Annotated in this window: 22 protein-coding genes and 1 riboswitch; of the genes, 10 read left to right on the top strand and 12 right to left on the bottom strand. The window is 67.2% G+C overall.

The window, feature by feature from the left end:
* Window positions 1–41: 41 nt before the first annotated feature.
* The gene (locus C0R46_RS05735) at window positions 42–491 is read left to right on the top strand and encodes a hypothetical protein (RefSeq protein WP_102958662.1); all 450 of its coding nucleotides are present in this window, start codon (window positions 42–44) and stop codon (window positions 489–491) included.
* Window positions 492–610: 119 nt separating this feature from the next.
* Here C0R46_RS05735 and C0R46_RS05730 read toward each other — a convergent pair whose 3' ends face one another.
* The 5 genes from C0R46_RS05730 to otsB form a co-directional block, all read right to left on the bottom strand.
* The gene (locus C0R46_RS05730; protein WP_102958661.1) at window positions 611–1,291 is read right to left on the bottom strand and encodes a GNAT family N-acetyltransferase; all 681 of its coding nucleotides are present in this window, start codon (window positions 1,289–1,291) and stop codon (window positions 611–613) included.
* Window positions 1,288–2,151, bottom strand: coding sequence for an alpha/beta hydrolase (locus C0R46_RS05725; RefSeq protein ID WP_102958660.1), 864 nt, complete (start codon window positions 2,149–2,151; stop codon window positions 1,288–1,290). Before C0R46_RS05725 ends, C0R46_RS05730 begins: the two co-directional genes overlap by 4 nt.
* An 82-nt stretch (window positions 2,152–2,233) precedes the next feature.
* Window positions 2,234–2,881 carry a 2-dehydro-3-deoxy-phosphogluconate aldolase gene (locus tag C0R46_RS05720; RefSeq protein WP_102958659.1) on the bottom strand — a complete coding sequence of 216 codons (648 nt, stop codon included), beginning with the start codon at window positions 2,879–2,881 and terminating at the stop codon, window positions 2,234–2,236.
* 126 nt (window positions 2,882–3,007) lie between these two features.
* Window positions 3,008–4,483, bottom strand: coding sequence for an alpha,alpha-trehalose-phosphate synthase (UDP-forming) (locus C0R46_RS05715; protein WP_102958658.1), 1,476 nt, complete (start codon window positions 4,481–4,483; stop codon window positions 3,008–3,010).
* Window positions 4,470–5,219, bottom strand: coding sequence for a trehalose-phosphatase (gene otsB, locus C0R46_RS05710; RefSeq protein WP_102958657.1), 750 nt, complete (start codon window positions 5,217–5,219; stop codon window positions 4,470–4,472). Before otsB ends, C0R46_RS05715 begins: the two co-directional genes overlap by 14 nt.
* A 191-nt stretch (window positions 5,220–5,410) precedes the next feature.
* Between otsB and C0R46_RS05705 the strand changes: the two genes are divergently transcribed.
* Entirely contained in the window at window positions 5,411–6,112 is a 702-nt protein-coding gene (locus tag C0R46_RS05705; protein WP_102958656.1) for an NlpC/P60 family protein, read from the top strand.
* A 117-nt stretch (window positions 6,113–6,229) separates the two neighbouring features.
* Here the strand turns inward: C0R46_RS05705 and C0R46_RS05700 are convergent, their stop codons facing one another.
* From C0R46_RS05700 to betC, 6 genes are all read right to left on the bottom strand, one after another.
* Window positions 6,230–7,501 carry a D-amino acid dehydrogenase gene (locus C0R46_RS05700; protein ID WP_102958655.1) on the bottom strand — a complete coding sequence of 424 codons (1,272 nt, stop codon included), beginning with the start codon at window positions 7,499–7,501 and terminating at the stop codon, window positions 6,230–6,232.
* 147 nt (window positions 7,502–7,648) lie between these two features.
* Window positions 7,649–7,735, bottom strand: a riboswitch (glycine riboswitch).
* Window positions 7,736–7,797: 62 nt separating this feature from the next.
* Window positions 7,798–8,865: a sn-glycerol-3-phosphate import ATP-binding protein UgpC gene (locus C0R46_RS05695; protein ID WP_102958654.1), complete on the bottom strand. Its 1,068-nt coding sequence runs from the start codon at window positions 8,863–8,865 to the stop codon at window positions 7,798–7,800.
* A gap of 1 nt (window position 8,866) precedes the next feature.
* Window positions 8,867–9,715, bottom strand: coding sequence for a sn-glycerol-3-phosphate ABC transporter permease UgpE (gene ugpE, locus C0R46_RS05690; RefSeq protein WP_102958653.1), 849 nt, complete (start codon window positions 9,713–9,715; stop codon window positions 8,867–8,869).
* A 7-nt stretch (window positions 9,716–9,722) separates the two neighbouring features.
* Window positions 9,723–10,607, bottom strand: a complete 885-nt coding sequence (gene ugpA, locus C0R46_RS05685; RefSeq protein WP_102958652.1) for a sn-glycerol-3-phosphate ABC transporter permease UgpA — start codon at window positions 10,605–10,607, stop codon at window positions 9,723–9,725.
* A 78-nt stretch (window positions 10,608–10,685) separates the two neighbouring features.
* Entirely contained in the window at window positions 10,686–12,008 is a 1,323-nt protein-coding gene (ugpB, locus tag C0R46_RS05680) for a sn-glycerol-3-phosphate ABC transporter substrate-binding protein UgpB (RefSeq protein WP_102958651.1), read from the bottom strand.
* 251 nt (window positions 12,009–12,259) lie between these two features.
* Window positions 12,260–13,774: a choline-sulfatase gene (gene betC / locus C0R46_RS05675; RefSeq protein ID WP_102958650.1), complete on the bottom strand. Its 1,515-nt coding sequence runs from the start codon at window positions 13,772–13,774 to the stop codon at window positions 12,260–12,262.
* 1,286 nt (window positions 13,775–15,060) lie between these two features.
* On the opposite strand from betC, the gene exbB reads away from it, so the two are divergent.
* From exbB to C0R46_RS05650, 4 genes are read left to right on the top strand one after another with little or no spacing between them, the layout of a single operon-like run.
* A complete protein-coding gene (gene exbB / locus C0R46_RS05665) occupies window positions 15,061–15,837 on the top strand; it encodes a tonB-system energizer ExbB (protein WP_342586493.1) in 777 nt (258 codons plus the stop codon).
* 4 nt (window positions 15,838–15,841) lie between these two features.
* The gene (gene exbD / locus C0R46_RS05660; RefSeq protein WP_102958647.1) at window positions 15,842–16,390 is read left to right on the top strand and encodes a TonB system transport protein ExbD; all 549 of its coding nucleotides are present in this window, start codon (window positions 15,842–15,844) and stop codon (window positions 16,388–16,390) included.
* Complete coding sequence (locus tag C0R46_RS05655) at window positions 16,387–17,448, top strand: energy transducer TonB family protein (RefSeq protein WP_102958646.1); 1,062 nt, start codon at window positions 16,387–16,389, stop codon at window positions 17,446–17,448. The genes exbD and C0R46_RS05655 overlap by 4 nt, the downstream gene beginning before the upstream one ends.
* Window positions 17,449–17,454: 6 nt before the next feature.
* Entirely contained in the window at window positions 17,455–18,297 is an 843-nt protein-coding gene (locus C0R46_RS05650) for an ATP-binding cassette domain-containing protein (protein ID WP_102958645.1), read from the top strand.
* A 189-nt stretch (window positions 18,298–18,486) separates the two neighbouring features.
* Here the strand turns inward: C0R46_RS05650 and C0R46_RS05645 are convergent, their stop codons facing one another.
* Window positions 18,487–19,380: an aldose epimerase family protein gene (locus C0R46_RS05645; RefSeq protein ID WP_102958644.1), complete on the bottom strand. Its 894-nt coding sequence runs from the start codon at window positions 19,378–19,380 to the stop codon at window positions 18,487–18,489.
* A 295-nt stretch (window positions 19,381–19,675) separates the two neighbouring features.
* On the opposite strand from C0R46_RS05645, the gene C0R46_RS05640 reads away from it, so the two are divergent.
* The 4 genes from C0R46_RS05640 (at window position 19,676) to C0R46_RS05625 (ending at window position 24,966) form a co-directional block, all read left to right on the top strand.
* Window positions 19,676–20,395 (top strand): GntR family transcriptional regulator, encoded by a 720-nt coding sequence (locus tag C0R46_RS05640; RefSeq protein WP_198598253.1) that lies wholly within the window; start codon window positions 19,676–19,678, stop codon window positions 20,393–20,395.
* 288 nt (window positions 20,396–20,683) lie between these two features.
* The gene (locus tag C0R46_RS05635) at window positions 20,684–21,082 is read left to right on the top strand and encodes a hypothetical protein (protein ID WP_102958642.1); all 399 of its coding nucleotides are present in this window, start codon (window positions 20,684–20,686) and stop codon (window positions 21,080–21,082) included.
* A 9-nt stretch (window positions 21,083–21,091) separates the two neighbouring features.
* Window positions 21,092–24,694, top strand: coding sequence for a hypothetical protein (locus C0R46_RS05630; RefSeq protein ID WP_102958641.1), 3,603 nt, complete (start codon window positions 21,092–21,094; stop codon window positions 24,692–24,694).
* Window positions 24,691–24,966, top strand: a complete 276-nt coding sequence (locus C0R46_RS05625; RefSeq protein ID WP_102958640.1) for a hypothetical protein — start codon at window positions 24,691–24,693, stop codon at window positions 24,964–24,966. The genes C0R46_RS05630 and C0R46_RS05625 overlap by 4 nt, the downstream gene beginning before the upstream one ends.
* Window positions 24,967–25,130 lie beyond the last annotated feature (164 nt).

Genomic DNA, 25,130 nt, shown 5'->3' with positions numbered 1-25,130 from the left:
ACTAAGGGCTTCATAACGGAGGAAACTTCGCAGGAGTCGTCATGAGATTCGACACGATCGCCTTCTCCGTCGGCATCGCCGGAACGCTGCTCGTCTCGAATTTGCAGGGCGCCACGATACTGCCGGCGAATGATGGGCTGGCAGCCACGGTCCTGGTCGACCCCGTCATCACCAACTCGGTCCAGCCCGCCACCACGCCCGCCGAAGCAAACGCGATCCGCATGATCGATCTGCGCAGCGGCACGACCTGTAAGGCTGCCAAGCCGGACGCCAGCGCCAAGACCTTCCGCTACGCGCCGATCGGAGCCGACTGCGCGGGATCGCCGGAGCTGTCGAAGATCGCCTACTGGCGCGCGTCGGACGACGGCACGCTGATCATGGCCGATAGCAGCGGCGACACGGTGCTGCGCTTTGCGCCCGGCGACGGCGTCCTCTACGAGTCGGTCTATCCGCCCACCGCGCTGATCACCATCGTTCCAGCCAAGAGCTGAGGCAGGCGGGTCGCCGGCCTCTCCACGTCGGCATCCAGCCAGCATTCGACGAGCGACCGAAGGGTAGCGGGTCCGCCCGCTCCCATCGGCCTTCAAGCGTTGAACTCTGAGCGTCTATCCTAAGCCGCGCGCAATTCGCGCAAGGCACGGATCTGCCGGCCCTCGGCGTCGAAGTTGGCTGGGTCCAGCCAGGCCTCGAAGGCGGCCTTCAGCGCCGGCCATTCCTTGTCGATGATCGAGTACCACGCCGTATCGCGGTTCCGGCCCCTCACCACCATGTGCTGGCGGAACAGGCCCTCGAACACGAAGCCGAAGCGTTCGGCAGCGCGCTTGGAGGGCGCATTGCCGTCGTCGCACTTCCATTCGAAGCGGCGATAGCCGAGTTCGTCGAAGACCCGCACCATCAGGCGGAAGATCGCTTCGCTGGCTTCCGTGCTCGCCTTCAGCGCGGGCGAGAAGCAGATGTGCCCGACTTCCGTCACGCCGTTGGCCGCGTCCGTGCGCATCAGCGCCGCGACGCCGCCAGCCCTGCCCGTCCGGTGCGGGATGATGGCGTGGAAGACGAAGCCGTCAGCGAAGTAGGTCCGCTTTGCGAAGCTTTCGAAGCTCGAAAAATCGTCGAAGGGACCATAGGGCAGGTAAGCCCAAAGGGATGTATCGCCGCCCGCCTTGAAGGCCTCGTAGAGCTCGCGAAAGCGGCTCTCGTCGGTGATCGGCTCAAGGCGGACCGTCCGCCCCTCGATCACCGCAGGACCGGGCAGCGGACGCTCCGACCAGCCGGAGAGGTCGCTGTCACTCACGAGTGGTGCCGGATGAAGGCGAGGATCGTCTCCCGGATGTCGCTGTCGCCGGATAGCCGCGTCGACAATGCGCTCAGCACCTTCAGATGGCCGAAGCCCGGATAGATCTTCAGCTCGGCGCGGCCGCCCTTGCGCTTCACCGTATCGGCCAGCGACTGGGCGTTTCGCGGCACCACGGTGGTGTCGGCGTCGCCATTGATGATCAGCGCCGCCGGCTCGCCGCCACCGACGAAGTTGATCGGCTGGCTCTGCTCCCACAGCGGCACCGGGAAGATCTGGCGGAAGCGCGGATAGGTGATCGGCAGGAAGTCATAGGGCCCGGCAAGGCCGATAAAGCCAGAGATGCGGCGGTTCGAGGTGCCGACCGCCTTCAGGTAGCGCTCGTCATAGTTCAGGAGCGCCGCGATGTGAGCGCCGGCCGAATGGCCCATCAGGAAGATCGGATGACGCCCGGCCGGCACGCCGGCCTGCCCGTTCGTCACCGTGCGGGTGATCGCTGCGACTGCCTTGGCGCCGTCCTCGACGAAATCGGGGAACTTCACGCTCGGATAAAGCCGGTAGTTCGGCACGGCGACGATAACGCCCGCACTCGCCAGAGACTGACCGACGAAGAGATACTGGTCCTTGTTGCCCGTATCCCAGCCGCCGCCATGGAAGAACACCACCACCGGCGTCTTCGGACCGGCATTGTTGGGGATGTAGAGATCGTAGTCGTTCCGCCGTCCCTCGCCGTAGCGAAGGTCGCTCTGGACCGTATAGCCCGCCTGGCTGGTCGTCGCGTTGAGGACATTGGCACAGCCGGGAAGGCCACTCAGTGCCGCAAGAAGGCCGCACAGAACCAGAAGGGCGCGAATCTGCATGGGGGAAGGCCGAATCGGTGACTAAACGTCTGTCCTTTAGAACCGGGGACAGACGCGAACAAGTTGACGGAGCGTCGTGAATTCAGTGCCGCGAAAGCTTTGCAGCCTCGGCGGCAAGGCGGGTGATCTCATCAAAGTCGCCGGCATCGAGCGCAGCCTTCGGCGCAACCCACGAGCCGCCGACGCAGACGACGTTCGGCAGCGCCAGATAAGTCGCGACATTGGCGGTCGAAACGCCGCCGGTCGGGCAGAATTTCAGGTCCTGGAAGACCGGCGCCAGTGCCTTCAGATAAGCGGCCCCGCCTGCCTGCTCGGCGGGGAAGAACTTCAGGAGGCGATAGCCTTCCTGCAGCATCGCCATCATCTCGCTGGGGGTGGCAGCCCCAGGCAGCAGCGGCACGTCGGACTGCGCGGCCGTGTCGAGGATCTCCATCGTCGCGCCCGGCGAAACGATGAAGGTGGCGCCCGCCTCGGCTGCCTGCTCGAACTGCTTCGGCGAAAGGATCGTACCGGCCCCGCAGATCGCCTCCGGCACCTCCTGCCGCACGGCGCGGATGGCATCAAGCGCAGCTGGCGTGCGCAGCGTGATCTCGATCGCAGGAAGGCCGCCCTTCGCAAGCGCCCGGGCAAGACCCACGGCCTGGGCGGCACTGTCGACCGCAACCACCGGGATTACCGGCTGGCCGGTCAGCACCGCGCGGAGTGGCTCGATCTTCTGGGTCTTCGACATGGCATCACCTCGAATGAGGAAGAGTGGCGGAAAGCCCCGACCGGGCGGCGCGCCGCAGGGTTCGAGCCCGGCGGCCGGTCCGGGACCGGCGGTCGCACGGTGCTCTAGGATGCGAGATCGGCTTCGTCAAACAACGGCTTGGGGAGCGCTCTCGTCCAGCTTGGCCAGGAAGCTGTCGCACCAGCGCGCCGCGGTTCCGGTGAACACCGCCGCCTGCATCGACTCATAGCGGCGCTGGCGCTCCTCCAGCGGCATCGTGAGCGCCCGCTGCAGCGCCCGTGCGATGTCGTCGATGGCATAGGGATTGACGATCAGGGCGTCTCCGAGTTCGGCCCGGGCGCCGGCGAACCGCGACAGTATGAGCACGCCCGGATCGTCCGGATCCTGAGCCGCCACGTATTCCTTGGCGACGAGATTCATCCCGTCGCGCAGCGGCGTCACCATGCAGACACGGGCAGCCCGGTAGATGCCGGCGAGCGCCCGGCGCGAGAAGCCGCGGGTCATGATCTGCACCGGCGTCCAGTCGAGCATTGCAAAGCGCCCGTTCAGACGTCCGGCCAGACCCTCTAGCTCTTCGCGGAGATCCACATAGGGGCCAAGCTCGGCGCGCGACAGCGGCGCGATCTGCAGGAGTTGCACCGCGCCGCGGTTTTCGGGATAGTCCTCCAGCAGCCGTTCGAAGCCCTGCAGCCGCTGCACGAGGCCCTTGGAGTAGTCCATCCGGTCGACGCCGACGATCTGCAGACGGTCGCGGGCGATGTTGCGCAGCATCTCTTCGTGCTCGCCGGCCTCCGGCGAGACGGCAAAGCGGCGGAAGCTCTCCGCGTCGATCCCGATCGGGAAGACAGCCGCCCGGACAGAGCGGCCAGCGACGCTGACCGTGCCGTCGGCGCCCTCCACCCCATCCAGTTCCTGCACACAGAAGGCAACGAAATTTCTGCGGTCGCTCTCGGTCTGGAAGCCGACGAGATCATAGGCGAGCATCGCCCGCACGAGGTCATGGCTCGACGGCAGCGCCGTGAGGATGTCCGGCGGACAGAACGGGATGTGGAGGAAGAAGCCGAGCCGGCCCTTGAAGCCGCATTGCCGCAGCTCGGAGCCGAGATAGAAGAAGTGGTAGTCGTGCACCCACACGATGTCGCCGTCGTCGATCAGCGGCGAAAGCCGCGCCGCGAAGCGCTGATTGACGGAGCGATAGATTCGGTCCGACTGGCGGTCGAAGGTCGCGAGATCCAGCCGGTAATGCAGCAGCGGCCAGAGCGACCGATTGGCATAGCCGTAGTAGAAGCCCTCCAGATCCTCCTCGCTGAGGTCGATCGTGGTGAGCGCCGTCTGGCCGTGGATTTCCGTCTTCTCGGGTCCCGACGTGCCTTCCGGCGAGGTCTCGCCGCTCCAGCCGAACCAGAGGCCGCCGCGTCGGCGCAGCGCATCGGCAAGCCCGACGGCAAGGCCGCCGGCGCGTCCTTCGTCCTTCAGCGGCCCGACACGGTTGGAGACCACCACCAGTCGCGCCGGCTGCGCGGCGCCGCTACTGGATGATGCATCGTCCGATTTGGCGTCCGGCTCGTTGCCGGGTTCGTTATCGTCCTCACCGGTCAGCATGCGTGCCCTCCCCTGCACCCGCCGCGATCCATCCGTGCACGGCCGCGACATCCGGCAGGCGGAAGGACGCGACGCTGTCGCCCGGCCCGACCTTCACCGCGACCCCGCCAGCATCCTTCACGACCTGGAGCGCAAACTCGTCGGTCGTGTCGTCGCCGGCATAGACGGGCACACGGCCGCGAAATGGCGGCTCGCTCAACAGTGCGGTAACGGCCCGGCCCTTGTCCATGCCGGCCGGGTGCACCTCGACGATGTCCTTGCCGTGCATGATGGTGAGATCGGCACGGGCACCGGCGGCAGCTTGCATCAGCCGTGCCGCCTCGCCCGAAAGCTGCGGTGCCGTGCGCGTATGCAGCACCAGCGCCGTGCCTTTGTCCTCGAGCTTGATACCCGGCTGGGCCCCGAGGCTCGCGTTCAATGCTCTGCGCACATCGTCGAGCGCTTCCGCTCCGGCCAGCCGCTGGACCGTGTCGCTTGGCGTGATACGCCGCTCCAGTCCATGAACGCCGACCGCAGCGAAAACAGCCGGCGACAGGAAGCCGTCGATGGAGGCAACGGTGCGGCCGCTGACGATAGCGAGCGCGCCGCCAAGCCTGGCTTGCAGCGCCTGAAGACTGCGAACCATCCCATCCGTCACGTGGACGGCGTCGGGATCATCCACAAGCTCGGCGAGAGTGCCGTCGAAGTCGAGAAACAGCGCGTGGCTGGCGGGATCGATCGGAGGCGGAGCATTCATGACGAGCGTTTACATAGCGCGTTCACGTGCTGGCTCCACCCCTGAGAACATAATCATGCAAGATCGCGCAGCCACCGCGCTCGCGCTGAGTAACCGAGCGGCTCCGAGGGATGTTTGCTGATGAAACCCGTCTGTTTACCTTACGTAATATAAATGCAATTCTTCGAACTCCGGCAAGTGGGAGAGCGGAGATGATCGTCACGACGCGGGAAATCCAGAAACGCTTGGCAGACATCGGTTACGATCCCGGCCCTCTCGACGGCATTCGCGGGCGCCGGACAGTCCAGGCCATCAAGCAGTTCCAGGCCGATCACGGCCTCGCCGTGGATGGCATCGTCGGTCCGGTGACACGCAGCAAGCTGTTCGGTGGCGGCTCGGCCTCCATGGGACTGCAGCCGGATCTGCCATGGTATGAAGAAGCCAGGCGCTTCCTTGGGCTGAAGGAGGTTTCCGGCGGCGGCGACAACAGGACGATCATGGACTGGGCGCGCGATCTCGACATCGCCTACTCCGGCGATGACGTTCCCTGGTGCGGCCTCTTCGTGGCGCACTGCATCGGCAGCACCCTGCCGGAGGAGGAGTTGCCCGCCAACCCGCTCGGGGCTCGAAGCTGGCGCAAGTTCGGTCGGCCCTGCGAGCCGACGAAGGGATGCATCCTGGTCTTCTGGCGCGAGAGCCTGACAAGCTACAAGGGGCATGTCGGCTTCTATGCGGGCCAGGACGACGCCGCCTATTATGTGCTCGGCGGCAATCAGTCAGACTCCGTCAGCATCACCCGGATCAGCCGCACCCGGCTTCTGGATGCGCGATGGCCGACAACGGCCGTTTATGGCGAGCAGCAGGTGGTCGAGCTGACCCCCGACTCCAACCCTCTCTCGACGGACGAGGCCTGAAGCCTCGACGTCTGTCCAGAACTCGCCATCGCGCCGGCGCCCCTTGATCGGAGCGGCGCCGGTTCTGCTCTTCGAGCCTGGCTGCCGAATAGCCTGGACGAGCTGTCGGCGCACCCGTCAGGCAGCAAGAGCCGTCATTGTTTGTCCCGCCACCGCCGGCCGGGTGAAGGCACCGGCGACCTCGCCCGCGACGATGTCGGCGGTCGCGGCGCTGAGCGTCCAGCCGAGATGGCCGTGCCCGGTGTTGTAGAAGACGCCGGCTTGGGCGCCGCGGCCGACGCGCGGCATCATGTTCGGCATCATCGGCCTGAGGCCCGCCCACGGATTTGACGCGGCGGTCGACATGCCGGGGAAGCGGATGCGGCACCACTGGATCAGCGGCGCGATGCGGTCCATCCGGATGTCGCGGTTCTCGCCCGCAAACTCCGCCGTGCCGGCAATCCGCATGCGGTTGGCGCCAAGGCGGCTCGTCACGATCTTGGCCCTGTCGTCGAGAAGGCTGACCCAGGGCGCCGCGGCCCGGCTGTCCTCGTCCTCGAGCTGGATCGTCACCGAATAGCCCTTCACCGGATAGATATTGACGCGATCGCCGAGTTCAGCGGCAAAGCGCCGGCTGCCGACGCCGGCGCAGACGACGACGCCGTCGAAATGCTCCTCGCGCTTCTCGTCGTCGCCCTGCAGGTCGCGCCAGGTGACATCGACGCCGCCATCGCGACTGGTGAGACGGCGCACATCCGCATCCTGCCGGAAGCTGGCGCCGCGGCGGATGCAGGCCTCGGCGAGCTTGCGGGTGTATTTGTGGATGTCGCCGGTGAAGTCGGAGGGCGTCAGGAAGCCGCCGACGAAGTCGCCCTTCACGGCCGGCTCGACGCGCGCGATGTCGGCCGGCGTCAGCGTCTCGCGGTGGAGACCGCCGCGAGCGAGCAGCGCGTTGACCTTCCGGGCATGGGCGAAGTCATGCTCGGTCTCGTAGACATGCAGGATGCCCCGCTGCTCGGCGTCGAAGTCGAAGCCTTCCGTCTCGGCCATCTCCAGGAGGTGACGGCGCGCGGCGATCGCAAGCTGCGTCGTCGCGATGGTGTTCTCTTCGTAGTGCCGCGCCGCGAGAACGAATTCGGCCATCCAGGACAGCTTGTGCCAGGTTGGGGCGGGGTGGACGAGCAGCGGCGCGTCCTTCTTGAACATCCACTTGATGCCCTTCAGGAACGTGCTCGGGTGGTTCCACACCTCGGCGTTGGAGGCCGAGAGCTGGCCGCCATTGGCGTAGGAGGTTTCCATGCCGGCATAGGACTGGCGGTCGAAGACCGTCACGTCGAAGCCTCGGAGCAGCAGTTTATAGGCAGTGGTCACGCCGGTGATACCGGCGCCGATGACGGCAATCGAGGTCACAAAGCATCCTTCCGGCGTGCCGCTCGCGGCAGGCCTGTCGCTTGTGCCCCTTCCGTCATGAGCCTGAGAGCTTCACGAGCCGGGATGAATTCCCGTCACGCTTTCTCCTTCGGCGGGTGGCCACCGGCCGCCACTCTCCGGAATCGCTTGAACGCTGCGGTCCTTTTGCCTGAGAGTTTCCGGGGCGGTTGCTCCTTCGGCGCCGGCAAAGCCGGTCTCTCCCGCATGCGTCTTATCCGAAGATAATATGCGGCGCTTGATGCCGCGGCAAGCTGCGCAGCGCGTGATCGTAAACGTCAGGTCAAGCGACGCCCCGTGGAGGCGTCGAAGGCGTGCAGCGCCCCTGGCCGCGCCCGCGCCCGCAGCGTCACGCCCGGTTCGAGCCGGCTATAGCCGGACACGCGCACGGCGACGTCCGGGCCAGTGCCGCCAAGGCGGCCGTAGACGAAGCTCTCGGCACCGACGACCTCCACATTGGTGACGGTCAGCAGGAGGGTCACCTCGCCGGCGGTCGATTCGCCCTCGGTCACGTCGAGATGCTCCGGCCGCACGCCAAGCGTGAATGGCCGCCCGGCAGGCACGCCCGGCATTGTTCCAAGACCCGTCAGCCCCTCGATGGCACCGCTCCCGATGCCGATGAGGTTCATGGACGGAGAGCCGATGAAGCTCGCGACGAAGACGCTGGCCGGCCGCTCGTAGAGCTCCATCGGCGTGCCCACCTGCTCGACCAGTCCGCCATTCAGGACCACAAGCCGGTCCGCCAGCGTCATCGCCTCCAGCTGATCGTGCGTCACGTACAGGCTGGTGGTGCCGAGCGTGCGCTGCAGGCGGCGGATCTCGCCGCGCATCTGGACGCGCAGCTTGGCATCGAGGTTCGACAGCGGCTCGTCGAACAGAAAGGCGGAGGGCTCGCGCACGATCGCCCGACCCATCGCGACGCGCTGACGCTGCCCGCCGGACAACTGCCTGGGCTTGCGGTCCAGGAACGGCGCGATCTGCAGGATCTCCGCCGCCTCGGCGACGCGGCGGGCGATCTCCGCCTTCTCCATCTTCCGGTTCTTCAGACCGTATTGGAGGTTCTGGCGCACCGACATGTGAGGGTAGAGCGCGTAGTTCTGAAACACCATGGCGATGTCGCGGTCAGCCGGCTCCAGCGTGTTGACCACCCGCCCGCCGATCGACGCCATGCCGGCGCTGATCGTCTCGAGCCCCGCCACCATGCGCAGCAGGGTGGACTTGCCGCAGCCGGACGGGCCGACCAGAACCAGGAACTCCCCATCGGCGATGTCGAGCGACACGCCCTTCACCGCCTCGACGCCGCCGGGATACACCTTACGGACGTCTCTCAGCTCGATCGCCGCCATCTCACTTCTCCGTCTCGACGAGGCCGCGCACGAACAGCTTCTGCATGGCGAGCACCACGATGACGGGCGGCAGCAGGGCCAGCATGGCGACCGCCATGACGAGGTTCCACAACGGCTCCTGATCCGTCGCACGGGCGGCGCGCTGAATGCCCATGACGACGGTGTAGTAGTCGGGGTCGGTGGTCACCAGCAGCGGCCACAGATACTGGTTCCAGCCATAGATGAAGAGGATCACGAACAGCGCGGCGGTCGACGTGCGCGACAGCGGAATGACGATGTCCTTCAGGAACTTCCAGGGTCCCGCGCCGTCGATGCGCGCCGCCTCCGCCAGTTCGTCCGGAATGGTCAGGAAGAACTGGCGGTAAAGGAAGGTCGCCGTCGCGCTGGCGATCAGCGGCACGGTCAGGCCGACATAGGAGTTCAGCATGCCGAGATTGGCGATCACCTGATAGGTCGGCACGATGCGCACTTCCACCGGCAGCATCAGCGTCAGGAAGATGATCCAGAAGGCGATCTTTCGGAACGGAAACCGGAAGTAGACGATCGCAAAGGCCGAGATCAGCGAGATCGCGATCTTTCCCAGCGCGATGCCGAGCGCCATGACCAGGCTATTGACCAGCATCGGGCCGACCGGCGGCAGACCGTTCTGCCGGGCGCCCTCGCCGAGGACGGCCGCATAATTGCCGATGAGATGCGTGCCGGGCAGCAGCGGAACGACGCCGGACACGAACCGGTCCGCCGGGTGCGTCGAGGCCACGAAGGCGACCCAGATGGGGAAGAGCACGATGACGAGGCCGATGATGAGGACGACATGCGTCGCCACGCTTAGCCAGGGACGATTTTCGACCATCACCGCCTCAGTAATGCACGCGCCGCTCGATGAAGCGGAACTGGACGACCGTCAGCGCGACGACGACGAGTGTGAGAATCACCGACTGCGCGGCCGACGAGCCGAAGTTCTGGCTGAGGAAACCGTCGGCATAGGCCTTGTAGACGAGCGTCGTCGTGGCCTGTCCGGGTCCGCCCGCCGTGGTGGCATCGATGACGCCGAACGTATCGAAGAAGGCGTAGACGACGTCGATCACGATCAGGAAGAACAGCGTCGGCGAGAGTAGCGGCAGCACGATCGTGAAGAAGCGCTTCACCGGCCCTGCCCCGTCGATGGCCGCCGCCTCGTGCAGCGAGCGGGGGATCGACTGCAGACCGGCGAGGAAGAAGATGAAGTTGTAGGAGACCTGCCGCCATGCGGAGGCGACGATCACCAGGATCAGCGCATCCGTTCCGTCAAGGAGATGGTTCCAGGATAGGCCGCCAACGCGCAGCCAGTAGGCCACGATCCCGATCGAGGGATCGAACATGAACCACCACAGCACGCCCGCGATCGCTGGGGCAATCGCATAGGGCCAGATCATCAGCGCGGTGTAGAGGCCGGAGGTGCGGATCAGCCGATCGACCGCGGCGGCGAAGGCCAGCGAGATTACCAGCGTCAGCACGGTGACCGCGAGAGAGAAGATCAGGGTGGTGACGAAGGACTGGAGGTAGTCGGCGGACGCAAGAAGGCTGGTGTAGTTGGCGAGCCCGACGAAGCGCTCGCCGAACCCGAAGGCATCGGCGCGGAAGAACGACTGGCGCACCGCTTGCGCCGCCGGCAATATGAAGAAGATAAAGGTGATCGCGAGCTGCGGCAGGAGCAGCAGCGCCGGGAAGCCCCAGCCGCTGAAGACGACGCGCTTTTCCGCCATTGTGATCGACTGTCCGCGAGGATGTGGAACGGCCCCGCGCGATCAGGCGCGAGGCCGCAGGAGCGGTGGGCGCTGGGCTTACTGCTGCTGCGCCTCGAACTCGCGCAGCATCTGATTGCCGGTGTCCTGTGCGTCCTTCGCCGCCTGCTCGGCCGACTTCTTGCCACCGAGTGCCGCTTCCAGCTGCTCCTCGAACATCTGGCGGATCTGCACGAAATTGCCGAAGCGCAGGCCCTTCGAATAGTCGGTCGGCGCGTTCAGGTTGATCTCCTTGATGGCGATCTCAGAGCCTGGGTTCTTCTCGTAGTAGCCCTGGCTCTTCGACAGCTCATAGGCCGCCTTGGTGATCGGCAGGTAGCCGGTGAACTGATGCCACTCGGCCTGGATCTCCGGCTGCGACAGGAAGGAGAAGAACTTGGCGACGCCCTTGTAGTGGTCGTCCGGCTTGCCGCGCATCACCCACAGCGAGGCGCCGCCGATGATCGAGTTCTGCGGCGCGCCCTCCACGTCGTCGTAATAGGGCATCATGCCGAAGCCGACACCGAACTTGGAGGTGTTGAGGATGTTGGCGCGGCCGGCCGAGGATTCGATCGTCATCGCGCAGTCGCCGGATGTGAAGCTCGGCGTCGAATCGGAGCCACGGCCGCGATACTGGTACGCACCGGTCTTCTGCCACTCCACGAGGTTCGCCCAGTGGCGGGGGACGAGACCTTCGTCCGCGAAGACGAACTGCGCATCGGTGCCGGCCATGCCGTTCTGCTGGGTGGCGAGCTTCTTGCCGTTCCACGCCGACAGGTTCTCGACATGCATCCAGGAGGGCCACGTGCTCGTCAGGCCGCACTTCGCCGCACCGCTGTCGACGATCTTCTTGGCGTCGGCCGCCAGTTCGTCCCAGGTCTTCGGCGCCGTCTCAGGGTCGAGGCCGGCCTTCTTGAAGGCGTCCTTGTTGTAATAGAGGATCGGCGTCGAGGAGTTGAACGGAAAGCTCAGCAGTTCGCCGTCGCCGGTCTGGTAGTAGCCAGTGACGGTCGGGAGATAGTCCTCGGCGTTGAAGCTCTCGCCCTGGTCCTTCATCAGCTCCTGCACCGGATAGATCGCCTGCTTGGCGGCCATGAAGGTGCCGGTCCCGACCTCGAAGACCTGCAGGATGTCCGGCTGCTGGCCCGCGCGGAACGCTGCGATGGCCGCCGTCATCGACTCGGGGTAGGCGCCCTTGTTGACGGCGACGATCTCGTAGTCGCCCTGCGACTTATTGAACTTGTCGGCAATCTCTTCGAGCTTCTTGCCGTTGGCGCCGCCCATGGAGTGCCACCACTGGATCTGGGTGACCGCGAACGCGTCGCCGCTCGCAGCGACCAGAGCGGTCGCGGCCATGGCGGCGGAGAGCCACGTCTTTTTCATTGCCGGTGTCCTCACCATCGTTGGCACAGAGCGCGGCAGCCGCGCGCCCCGCTTGCTAAGCGCGCGCCAAGTCGGTTGCGCGACAGAGTGGTGAAGGTTTGGTGACAGACCAGGGGGCCGTTTCGACATGGAAATCGGCGCGGCCCACAGGGTGCAGTGGGTGCAACCGCGCAACCAGGCACCCGGCAGACGGGTAGCGCCTCAGCGCCGAGGTGCAGCCTTGCTCGGCCGCGGCTGACGCGGCGCCAGCCCTACTCGCCGCGCGGAAAACGCTGCGCCTCCTCGAGAATGTTCAGGTCCATGTGGTTGCGCATGTAGCGCTCGGAGGCCTTCTGCAGCGGCTGGTAGTCCCATGGGTAATAGGCACCGTTGCGCAGCGCCTCGTAGGTGATGTGCCGGCGCGCCTGGCTCTCGCGCACGGCCGCGTCATAGGCCGTCAGGTCCCACCGCGCCGCGGCTGCCTCGCCAAGCATCGTCTCGGGCTCGGCATAGGCCGGATCGCCAGCCAGGTTCGTCAGCTCGTCAGGATCGGCGACGAGGTCGAAGAGCTGCGGCGGATCGAGGTCGCAGAGGTTCAGCTTGAAGCGCTCGCCGCGCAGCGAGACCATCGGCGCATAGGAGCCCTCCGCCGCATACTCCATCGGCACCGGTTCGCGGCGCCGCCCATTCGCAACGGTTTCGGTCAGCGAGATCCCGTCGGTCCAGGGCGCGATCTCGGAGATGTCGATGCCGGCGAGTTCCGCCAGCGTCGGCAGGACGTCGAGGGTCGAGACCGGCGCATCCACCCGCTCAGGGCTCATGCCCGGCGCCGCGACCATCAGCGGCACCCGGGCCGAGCCCTCGAAGAAGCTCATCTTGAACCACATGCCGCGCTCGCCCAGCATGTCGCCATGGTCCGACAGGAACAGGATCGCCGTGTCCTCGGCGAGCCGGCAGGCGGCAAGCACGTCGAGGATCTCGCCGATCTTGGCATCGACATAGGAAATGTTGGCGAAATAGGCGCGGCGCGAGCGCCGGACGTCCTCGTCGGTGATGCTGAACTTGTCGACGTCGCTCGCCAGCATCAGCCGCTGGGAGTGCGGGTCCTGCTCGTCGAACGGGATCGGCGGCACGCGCGGCGCGAGGTGCTCGCATTCCTCGTAGAGGTCCCAGTACTTGCGGCGCGCGACATAGGGGTCGTGCGGGTGGGTGAAGCTCACCGTCAGGCAGAACGGACGCTGGTCGTGGCCGCGGCCGAGATCATAGAGCTTGCGGCAGGCGTGGTACGCGACCTCGTCGTCATATTCGAGCTGGTTGGTGATCTCGGCGACCCCCGCACCCGTGACCGAGCCCATATTGTGGTACCACCAGTCGATCCGCTCGCCGGGCTTGCGATAGTCCGGCGTCCAGCCGAAGTCGGCGGGGTAGACGTCCGTGGTCAGCCGCTCCTCGAAGCCGTGCAGTTGGTCCGGCCCCACGAAGTGCATCTTGCCGGACAGCGCCGTCTGGTAGCCGGCGCGGCGCAGATGATGGGCAAAGGTCGGGATCGAGGAGGCGAACTCCGCGGCGTTGTCGTACACGCCGGTTCGCCCGGGCAGCTGCCCCGACATGAACGCTGCGCGCGCCGGCGCACAGAGCGGGCTCGCCGTATAGCTGTTGACGAAGCGCTTGGAGCGCGCTGCCAGAGCCTTCAGGTTCGGCGCGTGCAGGAAATCGGCCGGCCCGTCCGGAAACAGTGTCCCGTTCAGCTGGTCGACCATGATGACGAGAATGTTTGGTCGGCGCATCGTTGCGACTCTCCAGGCTGAAACGGCGGTGGTTGATCTGCCCCACCCGGCGTAGCGCGGCAAGCGCACCGGCAGAGGCGCCGATGCGCCGTGGAATGTCGCGTCGGCCGAGCCCGGTGAAATTTCGTCCTGCCACTCACGATGCAGGACTGCATCTGGAAAGATGATTACTCCATTCAACAATATCTTCGAAGGATAGGTCAGGCAGAGACTCCCTCTCCGCGGCAGTGTTACAGACTGCACCCCGCATCATTGCAGAAGCATAATCCAGATAAACACAACCTCTACAATCCCGAAGGTGGAACACCGCTCAATAATGACTTCAGTATTTTTGTTATCGATCGGTCGCATGAGGGCCCGATATGACGCGAGCAGCCTGAAACCCTCCACAGCTAACCTAGAAGTATTCTAAGTCACTGTTCGAGCCGACAGTATTGATGTTGACTCGCGTCGCATTATGGTTTTCCAACGCGCCATCATCTGAACGCCGCCGCGCTCGGCATCGTCTCGCCGCCAGCGTGGCTGGCGACCGCCAGGAACCGGTCAGCCTCGATCATGACACGCCGCCACCCCCGCCTCGCCAAGCACGGCAGCCTCTCGGCGGCGGCGCCGATCATCAGCATCGACATGCCGGCGCCCGCTATCAGCCGAGCCTGCGGCCTTGCGCCAAGCGTCGGCCCGGCGGCGCGACATGCCATTCCGCACGAAAGAACCACCCGATGAGCGCTTCCTCTCACCGCACTTTCCGTCGTCCGCAGCTGCGGCGCCGCGCCTGCGTGACGGCCGCGATCGCCATCGCGACCCTGGTTGCCGTGCCGCAGGCCCGTGCGCAGGAGGTGGCGCCCCCGCCGGCAGCTCCCTCTGCGGCTCCCTCGGCGCCAGCAACGCCCGTGACGCCCACCCAGCCGCAGGATCAGCAGCCGTCCGGCACAGCCACGCCGGCAGTGCCAGCGCAGGCACCCGCTGTCCAGCCGGCAACGCCTGCAGCGCCGATGCCATCCGCTGCCTCCGAAGGCACCGGTGCCCGCGTCGTATCCCCCTCGGCTCCGGCTGCGCCGCAGACCGTAGCACCGGCTACATCGGAGCCGAACGCCACTGCGACAGGCAGCTCGACACCGGCATCCGACTCTCCGGCCGCAATTCCTTCCGAGGCGACCCCTTCGACGGCGACCTCGCCGTCTGCCACATCCGCAGACGGCCCGGACGCGACCTCTGCAGCGCCTACCGCTGAAGGCTCGGCTGATACGCCCGAGGCTGACGCGCCGGCGGATCAGCAGGACGGAATCATGCTGGACGAGGGCGGCGATGAGACCGCCCCTACCCGCAATGCCGCACTGCCGCACGACCTGTCCCCATGGGGCATGTTCATGGCGGCCGACTGGATCGTGAAATCCGTGATGATCGGCCTCGCCTTCGCCTCGCTGGTCACCTGGACCGTCTGGCTCGCCAAGGTGCTGGAGCTCGCCTACGCCAAGACACGCGCCAAGAACGCCGTGCGGCGGCTGGAGCGCGCCGAGAGCCTCGATTCGGTCGCAAGCTCCGGCGGACGCTGGCCCAAACGCGGGCCTGTTGCCGCCTTCGTCGCCGCCGCGCGTCTGGAGGTGGAGCGCTCGGCAAGCCTGTCGTCGGACGGCGTGAAGGAGCGCACGCAGGTCGCCCTGCAGCGCATCGAGGCCCGGGCGGGCCGGCGCATGGCGCGCGGCACCGGCCTTCTCGCCACCATCGGCTCGACGGCGCCCTTTGTCGGCCTCTTCGGCACCGTCTGGGGCATCATGAACGCCTTCATCGGCATCAGTCAGGCCAACACCACCAACCTTGCCGTCGTCGCGCCCGGCATCGCCGAGGCGCTGCTGGCGACCGCCATCGGCCTCGTCGCGGCTATTCCCGCCGTCATCATCTACAACGTCTTCTCGCGGGCGATCGCCGGCTACCGTGCCGTCCTCGCCGACGCCTCGGCCGAGGTGCTGCGCCACCTCTCGCGCGATCTCGACAGGCGCGCCCTGCGGACCGGCGAGGCGCGCGCGGACCACGACGCCTATCTCGCCAGCGCGGCGGCGGAGTAGTCTCATGGCCATCAGCCTGAAAGATCACGGCGACGACGACGTGGGCGAAGTCTCCGACATCAACGTTACGCCCTTCATCGACGTCGTTCTGGTGCTGCTCATCATCTTCATGGTGGCCGCGCCCCTCTCGACCGTCGACGTACCGGTCGACCTGCCCGTCTCGAACGCCGCACCGCAGCAGCGCCCGGACGAGCCGCTGTTCCTGACCGTCAAGGAGGACCTGACCCTCTCGCTCGGCAACAACCCGATCGACCGCGCCGCGCTCGCCACCGCGCTCGACGGGCGCACCGAAGGCGACCGCGAGCAGCGCATCTTCCTGCGCGCGGACGGCGCCGTCGCCTATCGCGAACTGATGACGGTGATGAACCTCCTGCGCGCCGCCGGTTACCTGAAGATCGGTCTGGTCGGCCTCGAAGACACCGGTGCGGCATCCGCAGCAGCGGTACCCGGCGCGCCCGCAGCCCCTGCTGCAGCCTCTGCTGCAGCCTCTGCTGCAGCCCCGGCCGCGCCGGCTCCTGCCACCCCCGGAGCGGGTGCACCCGCAGCGCCATGATCGCCGATCCGCGCCAGCTCGAAGGCGGCTCCCGGCGCGCGACCGCGCTGCGCTGGGGCATCGCCGGCCTCCTGATCGTCGCGGCCCATGCCGGGGCCGCCTGGTATGTCATGCGCGCCCCGCAGGCGGACGGCGCGGAAGCCGAGCTCGCCGAAGCGGTGATGATCGAGCTTGAGCCCATGACGGAGTCGGAAGAGGCCCCGCCGCCGGCGCCCGAACCGACCCCCGAGCCGGCAGCCGAGGAGCCGCCGACGCCCGAACCGCCGGCAGCCGAGGAGCCGCCCCCGCCCGAGGAGGTCGCCGAAACCCCGCCCGAGCCGGAACCGGAGCCGCTTCCCGAGCCGGAGCCGGAACCCGAACCGCTGCCGCCCGATCCGGTGCTGCCGGCGCTGCCGGACCAGTTGCCGCCGCCGATCCTCCCTGAGCCGGAGCCCGAGCCCGTGGAGCAGATCGAGCCCGATCTGCCGCCGCTGCCCGACCAGCTGCCGCCACCGGTGATCCCGGTGCCGGAGCCCGAGGTGCCTGTCGAGCTGCCGCCCACCCCGCCGGTCGAGGAGGCCGCCGCGGTGCTGAACGTGCCCGTGCCGCGCGCACGGCCGAACCCGCCGCCGCGGCCGCGCGTCGAGAAGGTGGAGCCGAAGCGCGAGAAAACGCCGCCGAAGCGTCAGCGCACCGAAACGCGCCGTGCGGAGAAGAAGACCGAGACCGCCAAGGAGACGCCGCGCAAGGTGCAGCGTCGATCGTCGCAGCAGCCGGCCTCCGATTCGAAGGCGTCGTCGCGTTCGACGGCGGCCGCGCGGGCACCGACGAACTACGATAGTATGGCCCAGTCCCACATCAGGCGTTACGCACGGCGCATCAGGAGTCGCACCGCCGGGCGCGTGGTCCTGTCCTTCACCGTCGATGCCAATGGCCGCGTGACGAGCGCCAGTATCAAAGTCTCTTCGGGCAATGCCAAGCTGGATGCCAACGCTTTGCGGCTCGTGCGGCAAGCCAGCCCCTTCCCGGCGCCGGGCGAGAGCAAGAGCATCAGCGTTCCCATCGCGTTCGGAGGCTGACCGGCCATGTCGGCAATCTTGGAAGGCGAGCCTCGAGCCACGCTGCGGCACGGCACGGCCGTCGACGGTCCGACCTCAGCCCTGTTCACCCTGAACGGCGCCCGCTTCGCCGTAGGCAGCCGCGAGATCCTGGCGCCGCTGTCGATGGAGATCGGCGCCGGCCGCGTCACCGGCCTCATCGGGCATAACGGCTCGGGCAAATCGACCCTCATCAAGCTGCTGGCCCGCCAGCAGCTTCCCTCCGGCGGCAGCCTCGCCTTTGCCGGCAAGCCGCTCGACGCGTGGAGCAGCCGCGCCTTCGCCCGCAAGGTCGCGTATCTGCCGCAGCAGCCACCATCTGCCGCCGGCATGCTGGTGCGGGAGCTGGTGGCGCTCGGCCGCTATCCCTGGCATGGCGCGCTCGGGCGCTTTGGTGACGAGGACCGCCGCGCGGTGGCGGACGCGATGGCGCTGACCGGCACCGACCTCTTCGCCGATCGCGAAGTCGACACTCTGTCCGGCGGCGAGCGCCAGCGCGCCTGGATCGCCATGCTGGTGGCGCAGAACGCCGACTGCCTGCTTCTCGACGAGCCGATCTCGGCGCTCGATGTCGCGCACCAGCTGGAGGTGCTGTCGCTGGTGCAGCGGCTGGCGCGCGACCGCGGCGTCAGCGTCGTCGTCGTGCTGCACGACATCAACATGGCCGCGCGCTTCTGCGACGAGCTGATCGCCTTGAAGGGCGGTAGGCTGGCCGACCGCGGCAGCGCCGCCGCCCTGATGACGCCGGAGCGGCTCGACGCGATCTATGGCGTGCGCATGGGGATCATGGCGCATCCCGACGATGGCAGCCCGATCGCCTATCTGCGGTAACGGCGCGACAGCCAGCGCCTGCCTTTCGATCGGGCAAATCTCCCACAGAACCGCACCTGCGGCGGTGCTACCTCTAGCCCCGTCGCCCTGATGCTCCCAAAGGCGGGGCGACCTGAGCCGCGCGGACCGGGCACGTCAGCGCGGCTCTTTCGTTTCAGGCTATCGCGCAACCAGGAGCATTCCCTCGACTTACCTTCGCCCGAAGCGGATGGTGCAGGCGCAGCGGACGCTGTCGCTCGGTGGGATGATCGCGCCACTGCGCCGCCCTTCCAGAGCGCCGTCGTCGCCAGCGAAAGCCGGCAGGCCGAGCCACGGCTCGATGCAGACGAAAGGCGCATCCGGGCGCGACCAGATGGCAAGGTGCGGGAAGCCGTCGACAATCATCTCGACGAAGCTGCTGCCATCGCTGGTCTCATAGACCAGCCGGGATCCGACGCCGCCCGGAAACACCAGAGCCCGCTCGGCAAACAGCTGCGGTTCCAGCTGCAGCCGGCCGCACCGGAACGGCGACGGCTGTTCCGCACCCGTGAGCAGTCCGTTCGCATCGACGCCCATACGGACCGGCGCCAGCGCTGCGTCGATCATCCTGATCCGGTGCGGCAAGCCCTCGCCGCCCGGCAGCGGCCACGGAAAGCCCGGATGAAAGCCGAGCGAGGCTGGCATCGGCACGCAGCCGCGGTTGCGCATGGCCGCCTCCAGGGCCAGGGCGCCCGGGGCGATCCGGTAGGTCACGTCCAGTTCGAAGGCGAAGGGGAAGCTTCGCCGCGTTTCCTCGCTGTCGCGCAGGAGAAAGGTTGCGGCGGATGGCGAGACGGCGGCGCGCTCGAACAGCATTGTGCGGGCAAAGCCATGCAGCGGCATCGCGTAAGCCGTGCCGCCGACGTTCACGGCGTCGTTCACGCTTCGCCCGATCACCGGAAACAGCAGCGGCGCCCGCCCGTCCCACCAGGCGGGGTCGCCGTTCCAGAGGAAGGACCGTCCGTCCGGGGCGATGAGTGCGCGCAGTTCCGCCCCTCTGGCCGAAACGAATGCGCACCAGCCTTCGCTAGCCAGGCCGATCGCCTCGTCAGGCTCCACGGTCATTCCGCTTCCATGAAGTGGATCGGCCGCTCCCGCATTGGAGGCGACATGTCCGATGCCGCTCGATCGCAAGCGTCGGTGGCGCTTCCAGCCGCCATGCGGCGGGCGCTCGTCCTCTGCATCATGCACTCACACTCGATCCGGTAGCCGCACCGTTCACTGTTAGACGAAGGTTGAGGTACGTTGCGCATGGACAAGAGGAGTACGGCCGCTACAGTCGGGGCGGGAGGGAATCGCAACCACAGGCAGCATGGCCCGTATGCGATTGCCGGCAGGCTGTGACGGAGTAGATGACGCTTTGACCCAGCGGGAAGAACGACTGCTGCGGCACGAAGTCTATCGTCAGCTCCATGAGGAGATCATCTCCTGCATTCTGCGTCCTGGCCAGGATCTTCGTGAGAACGAGCTGGCACAGCGCTTTGCCGTGAGCAAGTCGCCGATCCGCGATGCGTTGTTGCGGCTGGAGTCGGAGGGGCTGATCGAGATCCACTCCCGCCGCGGCTACCGGGTCAAGGATGTCGATGCGCGGGAGGCCGACGAGATCTACGAGTTGCGCCTGCTGCTGGAGCGCGAGGGCGCGCGCCTTGCCGTCGAGCGGTCGAGCGACGCTGAGCTCGATGCTGTCGTTGAGGCCGCGCGCATGTCCCATGCCGATATCAGGGACGTCATCGGCTACAACCGGCGCTTCCACATTGCTCTGAGCGGTGCATCGGGCCAGAGCCAGCTCGGCGCCACCGCAAGCCGCATCATCGGCCAGTTCGACCGGTTCGTCATTCTGGCCCTCGCGCAGTTCAAGGTGCTGGAGCTCCATGAACTGGAGGCGCAGCATCTGGAGATCGCCAGGGCCGCGCGTGCGCGGGATGCCGAAACGGTCGACCGTCTGCTGGTCGAGCATATCGGCCGCTCCCGCAACCATGTCCGCTCGATCTTCGCACCGGCCGCGGCTCCTGACGCAGCGCCATCCGGCAGCGTGACCGAAGGCTCCGGTCAGCGGCCACGCAACGACCCGCGCCACTGAAGCACCCTTAACCGCGCACGGCCCTGGCAGAACGGCACCCGAAGCCGCGCGCGTCGGAATGCGCTACGTTTAGCAGCGCCCTTATCTCTGACCTGAGCGCTTGGTCTGTTTGCCCGACAGCCGCCGGCAAAGTCGCCGAGCACCGCGCGATCCCTGTCTCCGCCATCGAGCCAGCCCCGAACGAGCGCGCCCAACGCAGTTGCATCGCTCGCGTGATTATGCAACCTAAGATTGAGTGAACCACCCGGCCACACACCAGGCGAACCGTCCCCACCAGCGAGGATCACGATGAGCAACACCCCCACCGTCACCATCTTCAACGCGTCCTATCTCGGCGTGCAGATGTCGGTGAACAGCGGCCAGCAATTTTCCATCAATCCTGCAGCCGGGCCAAACTGGACGCCGCAGACCCCGACCTCCGGCGGGCCGACATGGAACAACCAGACACCGGGACAGAACGTCATCGCCCCTGGCGACAACTACCTCAACATCATCCCAACCGGTGGTCTGAAACCGTTCAACACGGTGATGTCGCTGCCCGGCAGCATGCAGTGGTCATCGCTGCAGATCTACATCTTCTTCAACAGCTACTCCGATGTCAGCTGGATCGCCCTCAACAACGGCGAGTATGTCACCGGCAACCTGAAGCTGGGTTCGAGCCACCAGATCGCGTCGCCGGACGCATGAGGACGCAGCGTGGACGCGGCCGCACCCCTGCCGGCGATCGTGCCCGGCCTCTATGCGATCGCGCCCGCCTCTGACGCGGCAGGCGAGGCCTCGCCTGCCTATGCCTACTATCTGACCGCGGCCGATGCCTCGCCCTCCGACACCATCACGCTGCAGTCGATCTGGGACGATCCGGCACTCGCCGGCTGGTACCTGTTTCTGAACTGCCCTGTTGCGGCAGCTTCGGCGCCCGCATTCGTGGCGGCAAGCCGCAGGAGTCTGCCGCCGCTGAGCACCAGCGTGCCCAGCCCGCGCACGCTTGTCTGGCTGGATCAGCCCGACCCGGCGGCGGTCGTCGCCTTTTTACCGCTCTACCAGCTGAGCGCCGGCGGACCACGGACGCCGATCAACCGGCGCGCCGGGGCCTACCCGTTCAGCTGGGCGCCGCTGTCGCTGACGATCGCAACCGGCACCGCCGTCGTCTTCGATGCGGCCAGTTCCACCCTCGTCCTGACGACCAAGACCGCCACCAACGGCACCATCCAGCTCTTCCCCCCAGGCACCCCGTCGAACTGGTATGCCTGGTACCCGGAAGACGATTTTGCCTGGGCGGTGACGCTGCCGCTCGGCGGCGCCTCGTCAGGCGCCTTCCAGACCCGGCTCGGCCTCGATTTCGGCACCCTCCTCGCCGGCTTTGGCTGCAGCATTCGGTTCGCTCAGGAAGGCGGCGGCGCCACGAACATCCTCGACTACCCCTTCTACGCGCCGCAGCAGCCCGGCCAGACGGTCGCTGGCTTTCTGATTGCGCTGCACCCGCTCTTTCCGACCGATGCGGCACGAACGGGAATGGCGTTCGACTTCGGCGGCGCCTCGCCGCCGAACCCGTATCAGACCGCCGCCGCCACCCTCAGCGCCGGTTTCCTTCTGACGACCACCGGCGGCACCATCACGCTGGCCCCGGTGCAAGGCTTGGGCCTCCCAGGCAGCCTTGCCGGCAGCCCAGCGCTTGCAGCCCCCGGTTTTGCCTTCTGCACAACGCCGGATCTTGGCAGCTCGCCGGGCGCGACGCAGCTCTATCTCGCGCCGGTCGGCACCTACCGGGTCGAAGCCATCGACCAGCCGGCCGGCTCGCCCGCGCCAGCCGGCCCGGCGCGCTGGATGTGCGGGCTGACCGGGCTCGAATATCTGGAGATCGAGCCCGGCGACCTCGTGGCGCTGCAATCGCCCTTTCCCGCCCGCCTGGTGGATGATCCAGCCGGCACCGCCGCGCTCGACGACGGCTGCACGACGGCCTGGTTCAGCTTTCCCGTCGCACCCGGGGGACGTTGCTATTTCGGCCAGCCCAGCGCCTCGGTCTATTTCGGCTCGGTCGCCAGTGGCGACTATGCCGCACCGGTCGATTCGCTCCTGGCAATGCCTGCCGAGCCCTGCCTGTTTCCGCTCGCACCCTATGGCGGTCTTGCCGCCACTGACAGCAGTCCGGCGGGCGACCTCTATGCCGCCTTCGAGGCCCGTGCGCTGGCAGGCACCCGCCATGCCAGCCTCACCGCCGGCTCGCCCGGCCCGCTGTTCCTGCCCTCGGCACGAGCCCTCAGGGCGACAGCGGCGGCAAAGCCAGCCACAGCCGAGACCAAGCAGGGCTTCGTCGTCACGCTCAATGATGACGGCAGCTGGGCTTCCGTCGCCTTGGCGCTCTCGCCGGAGAACCCGCAGCAGATCCTCGGCCTCACCGGCGCCGGATCGCCGTCGATCGTGCCGAAGGCGATCGCCGGCGAGCTCCTGCGCGACGAGCTGTTCCTGGTGGTGAGCGATGCGAGCGCGCTCGGGCCTTTCGCGAACGAGATCGCCCTTGCCGGCTTCACCTTTCGTCTCGACGTCGGCACGATTGGGCCGGTCGACGAGAATGCGACCATCCTGATCTTCAAATACAACACCAAGGACACGCTTCGGCAGCTTGCGACATCGTCGGGCCTCTGGGCCGCCAGGGACGTCTTCGTTCGCGACCTCGCCGGCACGCGTGCGCAGATCGCCGTCGCCATCGCAACGGCGGATGCAGGCTCGCATCCGGCCACATCCGCCAACAGTTTTGGCGTCGATAGCCCGCCGGCCGACGACCCCTTCGCCAACTTCCGCGCCATCCTGGACGACGCGGGCTGGACGGGACTGATCGCGCTCAACTGCGCCATTGACGGCAACGCCATGCCGTCCGACCTGCAAATGCTGCTCGGCGGCATCGACGGCACACTGCGCGCCCACCATTTCGGCATCTCGGGCAACCGCGTCGAGGTGGTGGATGGCGCTGCCGCGATCGCCCGCAGCTCGCTCTTCGGCGTCATCGCCTATCCCTCGAGCACCCAGCCGGCACCGCCATACGATGCGACGGACGCCTTCGCCTACGAGCTGGAACTGCTGACGGCGGTGTTCTTCAACTCGATCCTGCAGGATCTGAAGACGCGCGTCGGGCTCACGGTCAACGCGCTGTTCGGGCGCGCTGTTCAACTGACCGGTGGGCCGGCGAGCCCGGTGGCCTCGCCGCAGAACACCCTCTCCATCGCCGGCCGCTACCAGCTTCAGGACGGCATCGCCGTGGTCACCTTCACCAGCGACGAAGCCTTCGTCTACGATGTGCCGGTACCGGACGGCACTTCCCGTGTGCTGCGGCGTGTGGTTTTCGACCGGGCGGCGCTGGTACCCGTCGCATCAGGTCCTGTCGCAAGTCCTGTCGCCGGCAGTCCAGAACCGACCGACGTCAAGGCGCGGTTCACGCTGGATGGCGCGATCTGGTTCTCGCCGGCCCCCTTCGAGCAGGCGCCAAAGCTCGACCTCTTCTCCTTCGGCGTTGAGCCCGCAAGCGCCGTGACGAACGGGCTCGCCTTCTCCGGGCTCGCCGTCGACATCGCCTTCACCCTCGGTCCCGATGGCGGCATCATCGGCAAGCGAAGCGTCAGCGGGGACCTTTCCGCCATCAGCGTCGCCCCCTCGGCCGCTGCGATCCGGCCGAACAGTCTGCTCGCCAGCCTGCCGCTGCAGCTGTCGAAGCTCGCCGCGCCGCAGGGCGGCTTCACTGCCGTTTCGATCGGCGCTTCGCCGGTTCACGTCCTGCAGCTCGAGCCATCGTCACAGGCCGGTTCGCAGCCGGTCGTCTCGCCTGTCACCGGCCCTGCGCCACCGCCGCCCAATGTGACGGTCGCCCCCCAGTTCGGACTCGAATTCGATATGCCGCTCGGCTCGCTCGGGCTTCTCTCCAGCGCGACGGTCGGGCTGATGGCCAAGCTGGTGATCGGCTGGGGCGCCTCGCGGCTCGTGCCGGAGACCGACGCCGCCGCGGTGCTCGTCCAGCTGCCGCAGGTCTTTGCCGGCTATGGCGGCTTCCAGCTGCAGGGCATCCTGAAGACGGTGTTCGGCGACGCCAACCTTCTGATGGTGGAGCTGGAGGACGGCTCGCCCGTCTATGCCGTCCTCTTCAACAACGTGCAGCTCAGCATCCTCGGCAAGAGCTTTCCGAGCGGCCTCGTGGTCGACTTCCTCATCTTCGCCGGCGCGCAAGGTCAGACCGCCGCCGGCAACGACAACAATCTCGCCTGGTTTCTCGGCGCGGTCGGCGCCGGCGCAAGCCCGTCGGGTGCGTCATGAGCTCGCCTGCGGAGACGGTGAACGCGGTGATGAGCTGGCTCGGCGGCCTCTTCGGGATCGTCCTGCCGCAACTGCCCTTCGCCGGCGTCTACAGCAGGCTCGCCGGCCTCTTCGACCTGACGGTCAGCGAGCCGCTGCCATCGCCGGGCGATCCGCTGCCCTGGACGATTCCGCTGGCGGAAAGCTGGATCCTGCCGATCCCGGGCATCGCGGTCTCCATCGAGGCGATCAGCATCGAGTTGCGGAACGCACGCCCGGTTCGCCGCCGATGAGCCCGCGATTCGCCTCGACTGGCGTATCGCCAGCTCCGCCAACGCAGCCTCTCACCGGACCGCCGCGTCGCACCCACCGGCACGCGCCACGGTCCCGCGGCCTCGCCAGCCTGTTCCGCCGGTTCTGACTGCCCCCTCAGCCATCAGTCCCCGAAGCGCATCGA

The sequence above is a fragment of the Mangrovicella endophytica genome, assembly GCF_002893625.1.
Classification (GTDB): Bacteria; Pseudomonadota; Alphaproteobacteria; order Rhizobiales; family Rhizobiaceae; genus Mangrovicella; species Mangrovicella endophytica.
The sequence above is the reverse complement of the archived record's forward strand: the minus strand, read 5'-3'. Positions and strand labels throughout refer to the sequence as shown.